The organism is Acidithiobacillus sp. IBUN Pt1247-S3 (assembly GCF_041146875.1).
In the GTDB taxonomy this organism is placed as follows: Bacteria; Pseudomonadota; Gammaproteobacteria; order Acidithiobacillales; family Acidithiobacillaceae; genus Igneacidithiobacillus.
Map to the genome: position 1 here is coordinate 1 of NZ_JBFRXP010000021.1, position 11,454 is coordinate 11,454.

Sequence of the window (11,454 nt, forward strand, 5' to 3'; positions counted from 1 at the left end):
CACGATCATCCTCCGATGATCCCAAACTCAGACCGTTCAGGCTCACTTCACCTTGGAATCACGCCCTCCCTTCAGGCTCATGTGTCATTGGAAGAGGCTAGGAGTTGACCCCCTGGGTATGGACAACGCATAATTCACCGCCCTAGGGGGTGTAGCTCAGTCGGTAGAGCAGCGGCCTTTTAAGCCGTGGGTCGAGGGTTCAAATCCCTCCGCTCCCACCAATAAAATCAATGATTAAGGCTGGTGTCTAGGCCATTTTTTCATGCCGAGTTGATTTTCCGCGACACTGGCGCGACACTAACTACAGATTCGCTGTCGCGGAGATGTGCGCATGGCTACCATTTCACCCAGATTCGACGACCAAGACGTTCGCATCGGTTGGCAGGTCCGCATACGCAAGAAAGGCTATCCGTCACAGGTCAAAACCTTTCGCAACAAGTCCGAAGCCGAGCGGTGGGCGAGAGCGATCGAGAGTGAAATGGATAAAAGCGTGTTTGTGTCGAGGACTGAATCCGAGAACACCACACTGCATGATCTGCTGGACCGATATGCTCGGGAAGTCCTGCCGAATCTGAAAGGCGGTGCCCGCGAAATGTCCAGACTTCGCGCCCTGCAAGAGGGTATGGGTCAATACTCGCTTGCTGCGATCACTTCATCGTTGGTTGCCAGGTATCGGGACCAGCGTCTTGCAACGGTCAGTGCGAAAACCGGTCGCCTGCTTGGCCCGCAAACCGTAAAACATGAGATTGGATTGCTGCAAAGGGCCTTGAAGAAAGCTGTCATGGAATGGGGGATTGCTCTGCCCGGCGGCATCCCCACCGCTATGGTAGCCAAACCCAAGATGCCCAAGCCAAGGGACCGGCGGCTGGTGAATGACGAGGAAGCGCGGCTGCTGGATGCCTGCAGGAAATCCAGGAACCCCTGGCTTTTTCCCGTTGTGCGCTTAGCCATTGAGACGGCCATGCGTGCAGGGGAAATCGTGGAGGGGCCAGACGGCGAGGGTTTGTACTGGAAGCATGTGGACCTGAATCGACGCACCGCATTTCTTCCGGAGACAAAAAACGGCACGGCTCGCACGGTGCCGCTGTCATTATTGGCCGTGGAGACCTTACGGGCCCTGCCCCGCTCGGTAGATGGCCGGGTATTCCCGACCACCTACAACGCAGTCTGCAAGTTGGCATTTACTCGCGCCTGCAAGCGGGCAGTCGTCGAGGGCCTGCGCTTTCACGACCTGCGCCATGAAGCCACATCGCGTCTTTTTGAGAAAGGTCTGAACCCCATGCAGGTGGCGGCCATCACGGGGCACAAGACCTTGCAGATGCTGAAACGCTATACGCATCTTAGGGCGGAAGACCTGGCGAAGCTGCTGGGGTGATGGCCGAAAGGGTGTCAGCAATGCGGACACCGTGGCGACGATCAATCTGGGGACAAAAGCGGAAAGCGTCTCATGACGCAAAGGGGCTTGCGTCATTGCCGCCTGATGCTCCTCCGGCGATATTCGCAACCGGAGAACCGTTGTGTATTTCCGTGCCATGTCGTCAATCCCCAATGGAAGTTCCTATGACTATGGGGATGTGGCGGACCTGATCGCTGTTCTAACCAACCAGGCGCAATCGTTGGGCCTTGCGGGGTTCTGACTGACCGTGCGCCTTGATTCGGATGCGTTCGATGCGGGACAGGGGCAAGTCATGAACGGAGTAACGGCTTACGGGGCGGGACTGCGGTAGTGGTGGATATGGGACGAAGGGTTTATTGGCGATAGGGCTGCTACCTGTTGCTACTGTAAGCTTGGCAGACATAATTTGCTGCGAGCTGCAAACGCGACCCAACCGCGAAGCCTACCGGGGACTACTCGCTCTCCTGGCTAGCAGCGAGGGATGCTGTGCCGCTGGCTTATCTGGGGCATGTGCTCGTGGATAACCGCCATGGCTTGATCGCTGGAGAGCAGGTCACTGCAGCAGATGGAACTGCAGAGGTGGATGCTGCAGTGCAGCTCATCGAGGATCTGGGCGGCGCGGAGAGCATTACCTTGGGAGCCGACAAGGGCTATGATCGGCACGAATTTGTGCAGAATCTTCGTGACCGTAATGTCCCTCCTGTGGCTCGCAAATGCAAGGGATCAGCGGCTGATGGCCGGACCACCCGTCACGTCGGGTACACCATCAGCATTCGCGTGCGCAAGCGGATCGAATCGATCTTTGGCTGGATGAAGACCGTGGGCGGGATGCGCAAAACGCGATTCCGGGGATTGGATCGTGTGGGTCTGCACTTCGCCTTGGTGTCCACCGCCTACAATTTGGTGCGTATGGTACGACTGGGGATGGCGTGATGGGAGTGCTGCGGCTAGCCTTCGGGAAATCGAGCAAAGTGACTAGAAAAACCGCACAAAAGCCGTCTAGAAGTTCCTTCAGGCCGCGTTTTTCGAGAAAATCAGGTGCCCAGCAGATTTTATTTCAGGTTTTTCGCAGCCTGCTAGACATCGGCTGGGTCTCTAGGACTCTACAGCCGATGCCCGTGCCACGCTTTTGGGCTGCCTGCCTGCCTGCCTGCTTGAATTGCCTCGGTGCTGGTGGCATTACTCTATATGTAAGTGTAATGTTGCCTGAGCTGGGTACCGCGAGCGATGCCCAGTCTGCAATTTGCTACAGGAGGATACCTTTGCCGACAGACCCGCGCGCCCAACCCACCCTTCAGAAGGTGACACTCCACCTTGGCAGGGATGAACTGGTCATCCGCAACCGCTACGAAACTATCAGTATCATCAATGATTTCTTGATTGGTATCTTGTTTCTGGTGGGGAGTGTGTTCTTTTTCTATCCCAGCATGGAGACAGCTGGCGTGTGGCTTTTCGTCATTGGTAGTGCCGAGCTGCTCATCCGCCCGAGCATCCGTTTGGCGCGTAATATCCATGTCAAAAGAATCACCGGCAGCAGCTGGGACATGTAAGAGCACAAATACCTCAGTGATTACAGTGAAAAATCTGCGGCTCACCATGGACAGTCACGATGCCCGTTTCGGGGTCGCGAAGGGGTTGGGGATACATACGGGCTTCTGGCATCAGCACGGGTGCCAGCATACTTAGGACAAAAGCGGCCGCGCGTCAGCTTTGGGCCGTCGCCGGACGCGACGTCACCATAGCACCCGTTGGCGCCTCGGCCTGCAGTCCGTGACCCGATAGCCAACCCAGTAAAATACCAATGAGTGCCATGGCCGAGAGGGCGGGATATCCGATGGCAGCCACCAGCGGCCCGCCCAGAAAAGTGCCGACCACGGTTGCCACGGCACCACTGGCGTTAAACAAACCCATGGCCGCTCCTTGGCTGAGAGGCGTCAGCCGCGCGGTCAGGGTCATCCCGGAAATGCTTTGCAGAGGCCAGGCGAGAATAATCAAGACGAAGCCCAGCAACGCAATCAACGCTTTGGGTATGGGTAAGAAAAACACACCCAGGAGCAACGCAAACCCAATAAAGCGAAGGATCAGTGACCAGCGATATACCCTTCCGGCACCATACTTGCCGGACAACTGGCCACCCACGGAATACAACACCAGGGCAATGGCGGCAGTGACCGCATAGGTACTGGACGTCAACGCGGGCGCTACGGCATAGGCTTTTTGCATGGCGACGGGGAAATAGGCAAAAAAAGCAGCGACCCCAAATGCAACGATGAACCACGAAAATAAAAAGCGCCCAAAGCGCGTATGGGCAATGGCTCCCAACTGTTTGACGCCATGCACGGATAAATGGTGGGAAAAGCGCAGGAGTCCACCTCCCAGTAATTCAGGGCGACCAAAATTGGCGAGAAAGCGCCAGTCCAGTTCGCGTCGCATGTGTTGCCCGATTTGTGCGGGCCAATCACTCTGGGAACCTGCCGGCAGCCCTTTCGCGCCCAGCCATAGCGCCGGCAACAACACTAGCGCCGAACAAATCAGGCCCCATTTGAAATCACTGACGAAAATGCCTGCCACCAACAGTCCGGCCACCTGCCCCCCACCATTGAAAGTCTGCAGCCAGCCCAGTCGAGGTTCCCACTGATTTTGCGGATCGAATTCCACAACAAATAAACTGGCCATGGTGGCCACCGCCGACGTACCCGCACCCGCCACCAGTGACAATCCCGCCCAGGTATAAACCCCTGGCACAAACGGCATGAGAGCCAGGGCCACCACTAGCGCCACAAAACCTGCAAAGAAAATGGGGCGGTGCAGGCGGCGACGGTCGGCCAGTCCACCCCACAGGGGCGAACTGAGCAGGCCCAAATTAAACCCACCCATGACGTAGGCGACCCAGCTCAGGTGGTGCGTAAGCGCAACGATCATCAGCGGCAGCAGAATGGGGAGCAGCCCCGACGATACTGCGCCAAGTAGGGCGTAGGCCAGAAACCAAATGGAAATCCAGCGTCGTGGTGACGCTAGTACTTGGCGCAGGCGTGCCAAGCGTGCCTGCGCCAGACGGATACGCTGCGCCAGGAATTCTTCAGGTGTTGGGCCGGGCGTTACCTGGGGAGCATCTGCCATGATTACACCTCCGGAGAGCGGGTCGGGTCCAAAGCAGCAGATAGCACTGCATAAAATATATGGATGACCATTCCAGCCATTGGTTCCCTTGGGATTGATTGCAAATGTTCGGCAACGTCCCGCTAAGGTGGAGGGAAAACCTAGCCCAGGGGCACCTTTTGGGCCAGCGGCCGCCACTGCAAGTGCTGAAACATCTGCAGATAACGCCGTGCCGCGCGCCGATCGGTCTTGCGCATATAGCGCCAGAATCCGAAAATGCGCGCCAAGGTCATCATGCGCGTGGCATAGTGTTGCCAGGTGTATTGGGCACTGACCCTGGCGAGAGCGGCATCGGAAATGGCCTTCCAGATGCTGGGGTCTGCGGCCGAAGCCTCCAGAAAATCGGCCAATTTCGTGGCCGATCCAGCGATGTTATTGGGGTCGATATGAAAACCCGAGACCTTATCCTCAATGATCTCCAACGGGCCGCCAAAACGGGTGGCAAATACGGGGAGTCCAGAACTCATGGCCTCGATGACCGTCAAGCCAAATGCCTCGAACAGGGCGGGCTGCACGAAACATCCACCACCATCGGCCACATGGCGATACCATTCTCCCGCCAGACGCTTGTCCAGTAGCGCACCGATCCAGCGCATTTGTCCATCCAGATCGTAGTGATCCATCACATCATGGATTTTTTGGATCTCGACGCGCTCTTCTGCATCCTGGGAGGCGTGCAGATCGACGTGACCACCGATGATCACCAGATTGGCTAGCTTGCGGAGCCGCGCACAGCTCCCGAACATCGTCACGAGGCCACTCAGATTTTTGATGTGGTCCATGCGCGCCATGCTGAAGATAATGGGTTTTTGGGGATCCTGCAGCATGCCCCGGTGATCCACTTCAGGGGTTTCCGAATAGCACAGTTTCTGAATGTCCTCCTGCAAGAAATTGAGACGATCGGCAGTACGGGCATAGGAAAAATAATAATGCGGATCAGCGCCGGGTGAGACGATATTGAACTTGGTGTCAAAGACGTCGATCCCGTTCTCTACCCGATACAAACCGGGCAGACTGTAGTTCTGATGGCCTTCATATTGCCCCACTTCCTGTTCATTACCGGCGATTTCCTGATAGGTGCTGGCGACGATGATGTCGGCGGCATTCATGGCGATGAGATCCGCCGTAAACTGGCAGGCAAAATGGTGGCTGGCATCATGATCACGCCAATAGAGGTCGCTGTAGAGATATTTGCTTTTTTCCAGGGCATGGGCAATGTTGCACTGTGTCACGTTCAGCCGCTCGCTGAGTAGGGAAGCCACCATATTGCCGTCCGAATAATTGCCGATCAGTAGATCGGGACGGTGTCCAAACTCCGCCAATAGCTCGCGCTCCAGGTCTTCCGCATAGCGTTCCAACCAGGGCCATATTTCAAATCGCGAAATCCAATGGGGATGTACTGCGCCGTTGGGATAACGAAACGGAACCCGCAAGATTTGCACGTTTTCGGCGCCGTGGACCGCCTCCAAACGTTGATTACAGGTTGTGCCATCGGCATCGGGGATCAGGCGGGTGGCGATCAGTATACGGGGGATGATGTCCACGCCCTGACGTTGCAGACGCGCGCGCATTTCCTGTTCCAAGGCGCGTGCCTGATCCAGGATATAAACAATTTGTCCGCCAGTATCCGGTCTCCCGAGTACCTTGTCTTGGGCAAACCAGCCGTGAATGGACAAGATCAATATACGGGAAATCATGGGAATGCGGTCAATGAAAGCTTCCAGACTTTCGGCCGACGGTGCATCCAGCAGATCCATGAGTAAGCGCATGGTCTCGCGCACGCGCCCGGCACAATCCCCCCAGCCCGGCGCAAAACCCCGACGCGTCATCTCCCCCACGATGTCCGTCCAGGGCGTCGTCTTGGGCAGGGTACCGAGATACTGGACGGTTTCCCGCAAGGTCTCAAAATCCGGCGTATCACCGCGCACCATCAGCGATTGGCCGTTCAACTTGTGTAGCGCCAAAAAATCGAGAATGCTCTGCCGACCCTTGGCAATGTCCGCAAACAGCGCTCCGGCCAAACGCCGATTCATGTACATCAATCCCTGGCCAATGGTGGCCTCGTCACGCAGACGATAAGGGGCGGTCTGGAAATCCTCAAAGTCCACCGTCAATACCGCTGCATTCGCTGCTGCCGGTGGCAATACCTGACTTTCCTTGAAAGCCAGATAATCGGCTACCTCCAAGGCTTCCAAGTGCAAATGTTCGCGATGCAGGCGCCAATATTCCCAGCGTCCTGGTCCCGGCCGCCACGCCATATACCACCAGGGATCGGCCATGATGGATTCCTGCAAACGACTAAAGAAACGTTCCAAGACCTTTAGTTCGCTATCCCCACCGTATTGGCTCGCGAATTCGGCGAAGGATTTCTGCAGATCGGTATACAGCAAAAACGTCCGCTGCTGCTGAAACAAATGGCGCATCAGGCTGGATACACAATGGCCGTTATGGGCAATACACTGCTGCAGATCGTCTGACATGGGCGCTCCTTATTGGGCAAAGGCGTAGTGTTGGATGCCTTCCATAATCCCCCAGGCATAAAAGGCATCGGCAAAATAGATGTGCGGTTTCTGCCGCAGGCGGCGCAGTTCTGGGCTGTGATTGCCCACCACTACTCCGCATATTTCGCCGCCCATCATGTCGGCGTCGTTACCCGAATCGCCAGCGGTCAATACCGACTGCAAAGGCAATCCCCAGCGAAAGGCCAAAAAGCGGATGGCGTGCCCCTTGGACGCGCGTGCGGGCAATACGTCCAGATAACGCCCATGAGACTGAACGACATGGGCGGCAATTTGGCGATGGCGCAAACGGTCGTGGAGTTCTGTCACCGCTGGCGGGCGTTTGGGATCAAAGTAATAGCTCACCTTGAATTCACTCTGGGTGAACTTCTCTTGCAGGCGCAGACCGGGAATGTCGCTCAGGGCCTGAGTGACGCCATCGCGCCACCAACGATGGCGCAAATGGACCGGCCAATCGGGATCTTCGCGCAGGTTCTTGCCATAAGTGATGCGGGTTCCCACATCCGTAATGTAAAAATCCGGATCCGGCACGTGATGGTCGCGCAACACCTCCATGCTCTGGCGTAAATTCCGACCCGTCGCCACGCCAAAAGCGACTTTGGGATGTTTATCCAGCCATAGCAACAGCTCCTCCAGTCCGGCGGGGTCGCCGACCAGGGTGTTATCAATATCGCTGATCAGCAGATGGGTGGCCAAGGGCAACACCCGCCGCCCCGCTCCGTGGTGTACCAATCGCTCCCGCCGCAACTGTTTGCGTTGGCGCCGCAGAATCTTTTCGATTTCTGTCAGGTAACGTCCCGCATGGGCATCCCAAGTGTACACGCGCCGTACACCCTGTAATCCCGCGCGACTGGCTTTGAGCCAGAACTTGCGATTGTTGCCGAGCTGACGGATGGCCTGCTGAATATCCTCTCGGCACAAGGGGTCCACCAATATGCCGTTACGACAAAATCGTAAAATGTCGCGCGGCCCACCATATTGGGTGGCCACCACCGGCACCCCGGACGCAGCCGCCTCCAAGAGGGTTAAGCCAAAAGGTTCCGTCAAGGCGGCATTGACGAAGACCCCCCGGTGCATGGCCGCAAAGCGGTAATATTCCGGGACTTCATCGGGTTCGTGATGCTTGGGAATGGCGATCTGCCCATAAAGATCGTAGCCATCAATGGCATATAGCAGTTGTCTGGTGACTTTGGCGGCACTACGGGGCAAATCTTGGATCTGGTCCCGCTGGCCCATGAGCAAAATGAGATTGAACTGTGCACGCAAATCCGGTGCCGCTCCATAGGCTTCCACCAGACGTATGAGATTTTTGCGTTCATCGGGGCGGGCAATGGCCAAAATCGGCGCCTGACGCGGGCGCTCCAGAAAGCGCTGGAGGGTGGGGAGCAGGGGCGAGCTCTGCCCGCGCTTTGGCGCGGAAAACCGATGCAGATCAACGCCCGGTGGGATAACCGCAAAACGCGGCGCATCCGCGTGATCATACAAACCATACTGTTCTTCCACCTCTTGGCGGGTACTGGCAATAACCAGCGACGCCTCGTCGAGGATGGCCTCTTCCACGGCAATACGGTGGGGAAAATGAAACTGGCGGTCGATACTGTCGGCGTTGCGCCCCGCCGCCAGCAAGCGTTGGCGTTTATCCCGCCCCAACGAATGTCCGGTGTGTAGCAGCGGAATACCCAGCAAGCGCGACAAGCGGATACCGACATATCCCGCATCTGCGTAGTGGCTGTGAATCAAATCGGGGATGGCGGCTTCGTGGCGTAAAAATTGGAGGGCCGCATCCACAAAACTATCGAGATAGTCCCATAGCCTTTCTTTGGCCAGATATTTGCGTGCCGGCCCCGCCCGTAACCGCACGATTTGCGCCTTGTCCCCCAAGCGCTCCCGCCTGTCCGCATGGATAGGACGGGTTTCAGCATCATCAAAAAGACGGGTGAGTAGATCTATCCGCTGGACACGCGGGTCGCGTGCCAAGGCTTGCATTTCTTCGAGGACGTAAGCTATCTGACCGCCCGTATCCGCATCCGCTCCCAGCTCCGGGTTCGCACAGACCCGACCGTGGATGCTCAACATGAGAATGTAAAGACCATCCTGTTCCGGCAATCGATTCACCTCTCTTCGCGGGTTGTTCAGACCCCCCACTGTTGCAAAATGCGCCGATAAAAATCGGGACGATCCGGGAGGGCACCGGCCATACCGCAGACCGACGCCGCAAGATCTGCCCCCCGCTGCAGGCAGCGTTGGGGAGGCTCGTCCCGCAGATAGCCCCACAGCCAACCCGCCGTAAAGGCGTCCCCCGCCCCCACCGTATCCTGAACCTGAGCCATGGCAACGGCATCTTGCCGCAGAAAGGTGCCCGACTCCCAAAAGGCCGCGCCTTGCGCACCCAAGGTCAGAAGGACGGCATCCACCTCCATCTGCCGCGCCAAGGACGCCATACGGACGTCCTGTGGCGCCGCAACGGACCAGCCAAAACAGGCCGCCAAGGTGGCCCATTCCTCAACATTCAATTTAAGTATAGACGCTCCCCGCACCTGTTCGCGCAAACGCTGGGGATGCCACCAAGGATCACGCAAATTGATGTCGACGAAGCGCCACGACGACCGCGCACAGAGTGTGCGCCAAGTGCTGCTACTGGCACCTGTTTCCCGCAGCGCCAAGGTACCGTGGTAGAGCCAGGGGATGGTCTGCGCCAGGGGCACGGGGATCTCGATGGCATCGTAAGCCTGATGGGGCAGAATCTCGAAGTGGTGCTGTCCATCCCCCTGCAGGTGCACCCGGACCCGCCCCGTCGGTAACCGGGCGTCCACCTGCAGATCCTGGGGGTCGCCTCCCGCCCCCCGGACCCGTTCCCGCAACAAGTGACCGCTATCATCGTCTCCCACCCGGCTGACAAAGCGCGGTGCCATGCCCAGCCCCCAGAGATGTTGGGCAACATTGAAGGGCGCCCCACCTGGCCGCTGAAGGGCACCGAAATCGTCCACCAGGCACTCGCCAAAGAGGATGCCGCCCGTCGCCGTGGGCGGGCGCGGGGCCTTCGCTGTTGGGGCTGGGGCATCATGGCGCATCATCGGGTTGCCACCTTGGCACGTCCGTGCCAGGTGACGACGTTGCCCCGCGTCAGTGACAGCGCAGCCGTACCGGGATGCAATGCATTGGTGGACTGGATGGTATGTCGATACTGTTGGACCGCCATGGGCACGCCTCCCCCAGATGGGCACCCACCAGCTATAGCATAGGCAGCGTCGGGCGTTAAGGGTGGACGCAGACACCCCCCACAGCCGCCATGGCCAGGGTACCTGACGCCGGCAGGCCCCCGCTATACTGCGGGGCGCGTCAGGGGAGGTCGTCCCGCGCCGGGCTCAGGAGCTGCACGAAGGTTTCGGTGCAGTGCCACCAGTCCTGGACCAGAGCAACATAACATTCAAACTAGATGTAAGCTACAAGCAGTAATGTCCCCTGCGACCGAGACGGCTGGGGCCTATTATCTGGTCGGCAGCGCAAGGCCGATCGCGCAACGACGCGCGAAAAGGCTTGCTGAGCATGCCGACTCTCTTGTAAACCGAATTTCCGTGTTAAAAGCCTCTTCTAGGTTTATGGGAGTGTGCCCCAGCTGTATGACGGCCAGCCACATTACTGAAAAGCTCTGACATTTCTCCTTACCATTACAACGCTGCCAACGGCCAAACCCCGCGACAAACAACGTGCGAAGAGGGGCGATCGGGGTTTCGGGGCGTAGCCCTGAACAGGGCGGGGTGTAGGCAAAGTGGCGATAGCGGAATTGTCCTACCACCCCTTACCCTGCCCTACATCCCCGCCCGCCGATTTCGCGCCAGCACACAGTTTTCACACAAAGCTCACACCGAAACCTCACTCACGTCCCTAGATTCACATCAATATCCACCACATTCACACTCACGCCCCTAGATTCACACGGTTTTCACATTACTTTCACACAAACTTCACACGCCCATCAAAAAAATCACATTGTTTTACAGTGAATTGCACAATATTCACACGGACCACGCACGACCATCCCGCTCCTTTCACCAAAAACATGCGATCAGGTCTCGCAGATCCCTATAGAGGTCATGGGTGGCTATGAATAAGGAATCGAGAACTCTTTTAGCGCCACCAGCGCCCGCCGTATCGTCAAACGCGCCCGCGCACTGGCGTCCACCATCACGATTCCTGCCGCTGTCCAGCAGCCCGCGACCGGTACATCGCTTGCGCAGATATCACCCCCTGCATCATCCGCTATCGCGGGTGGTGGTGATGGGAAAAGAAAAAAGATGTTGCCGCCGTCCCCGGCCCTTCCTTTTTCCCTCCACCCGTTACCACCCCCGTTGGGTGCACGCCCCTCAAGGGCGGGCATCC

The 11,454-nt window shown here is 57.7% G+C and carries 7 protein-coding genes, 1 tRNA gene and 1 pseudogene; 4 read left to right on the forward strand and 5 right to left on the reverse strand.

Annotation, left to right across the window (positions count from 1 at the left end; genetic code table 11):
• The first annotated feature begins 145 nt into the window (after nt 1–145).
• The 4 genes and pseudogenes from AB4090_RS12605 (at nt 146) to AB4090_RS12620 (ending at nt 2,946) form a co-directional block, all read left to right on the forward strand.
• Nucleotides 146–221 (forward strand) — tRNA-Lys (locus AB4090_RS12605).
• A gap of 110 nt (nt 222–331) precedes the next feature.
• Nucleotides 332–1,375 (forward strand): site-specific integrase, encoded by a 1,044-nt coding sequence (locus AB4090_RS12610; protein ID WP_369574238.1) that lies wholly within the window; start codon nt 332–334, stop codon nt 1,373–1,375.
• Nucleotides 1,376–1,888: 513 nt separating this feature from the next.
• Nucleotides 1,889–2,329, forward strand: a pseudogene (locus AB4090_RS12615) (transposase); the annotation flags it as partial.
• 329 nt (nt 2,330–2,658) lie between these two features.
• On the forward strand, nt 2,659–2,946 hold the full coding sequence (locus AB4090_RS12620) for a YrhK family protein (protein ID WP_369574239.1): 288 nt from the start codon (nt 2,659–2,661) through the stop codon (nt 2,944–2,946).
• Between the two features lie 154 nt (nt 2,947–3,100).
• Here AB4090_RS12620 and AB4090_RS12625 read toward each other — a convergent pair whose 3' ends face one another.
• The 5 genes from AB4090_RS12625 to AB4090_RS12645 all read right to left on the reverse strand — a co-directional run bounded on the left by AB4090_RS12625 (nt 3,101) and on the right by AB4090_RS12645 (nt 10,273).
• The gene (locus AB4090_RS12625) at nt 3,101–4,516 is read right to left on the reverse strand and encodes an MFS transporter (protein WP_369574240.1); all 1,416 of its coding nucleotides are present in this window, start codon (nt 4,514–4,516) and stop codon (nt 3,101–3,103) included.
• 140 nt (nt 4,517–4,656) lie between these two features.
• On the reverse strand, nt 4,657–7,035 hold the full coding sequence (locus AB4090_RS12630) for a sucrose synthase (protein ID WP_369574241.1): 2,379 nt from the start codon (nt 7,033–7,035) through the stop codon (nt 4,657–4,659).
• Between the two features lie 9 nt (nt 7,036–7,044).
• Nucleotides 7,045–9,150 carry an HAD-IIB family hydrolase gene (locus AB4090_RS12635; RefSeq protein ID WP_369574242.1) on the reverse strand — a complete coding sequence of 702 codons (2,106 nt, stop codon included), beginning with the start codon at nt 9,148–9,150 and terminating at the stop codon, nt 7,045–7,047.
• 56 nt (nt 9,151–9,206) lie between these two features.
• Entirely contained in the window at nt 9,207–10,148 is a 942-nt protein-coding gene (locus AB4090_RS12640; protein ID WP_369574243.1) for a PfkB family carbohydrate kinase, read from the reverse strand.
• A complete protein-coding gene (locus tag AB4090_RS12645; protein ID WP_369574244.1) occupies nt 10,145–10,273 on the reverse strand; it encodes a hypothetical protein in 129 nt (42 codons plus the stop codon). Before AB4090_RS12645 ends, AB4090_RS12640 begins: the two co-directional genes overlap by 4 nt.
• Between the last annotated feature and the right edge of the window lie 1,181 nt (nt 10,274–11,454).

What these genes read in the sequence shown, in the direction of transcription:
- AB4090_RS12610 (WP_369574238.1), top strand. Translation starts at nt 332, where the DNA reads ATGGCTACCATTTCACCCAGATTCGACGACCAAGACGTTCGCATCGGT.
- AB4090_RS12635 (WP_369574242.1), bottom strand. Translation starts at nt 9,150, where the DNA reads ATGTTGAGCATCCACGGTCGGGTCTGTGCGAACCCGGAGCTGGGAGCG.
- AB4090_RS12630 (WP_369574241.1), bottom strand. Translation starts at nt 7,035, where the DNA reads ATGTCAGACGATCTGCAGCAGTGTATTGCCCATAACGGCCATTGTGTA.
- AB4090_RS12645 (WP_369574244.1), bottom strand. Translation starts at nt 10,273, where the DNA reads ATGGCGGTCCAACAGTATCGACATACCATCCAGTCCACCAATGCATTG.
- AB4090_RS12625 (WP_369574240.1), bottom strand. Translation starts at nt 4,516, where the DNA reads ATGGCAGATGCTCCCCAGGTAACGCCCGGCCCAACACCTGAAGAATTC.
- AB4090_RS12640 (WP_369574243.1), bottom strand. Translation starts at nt 10,148, where the DNA reads ATGATGCGCCATGATGCCCCAGCCCCAACAGCGAAGGCCCCGCGCCCG.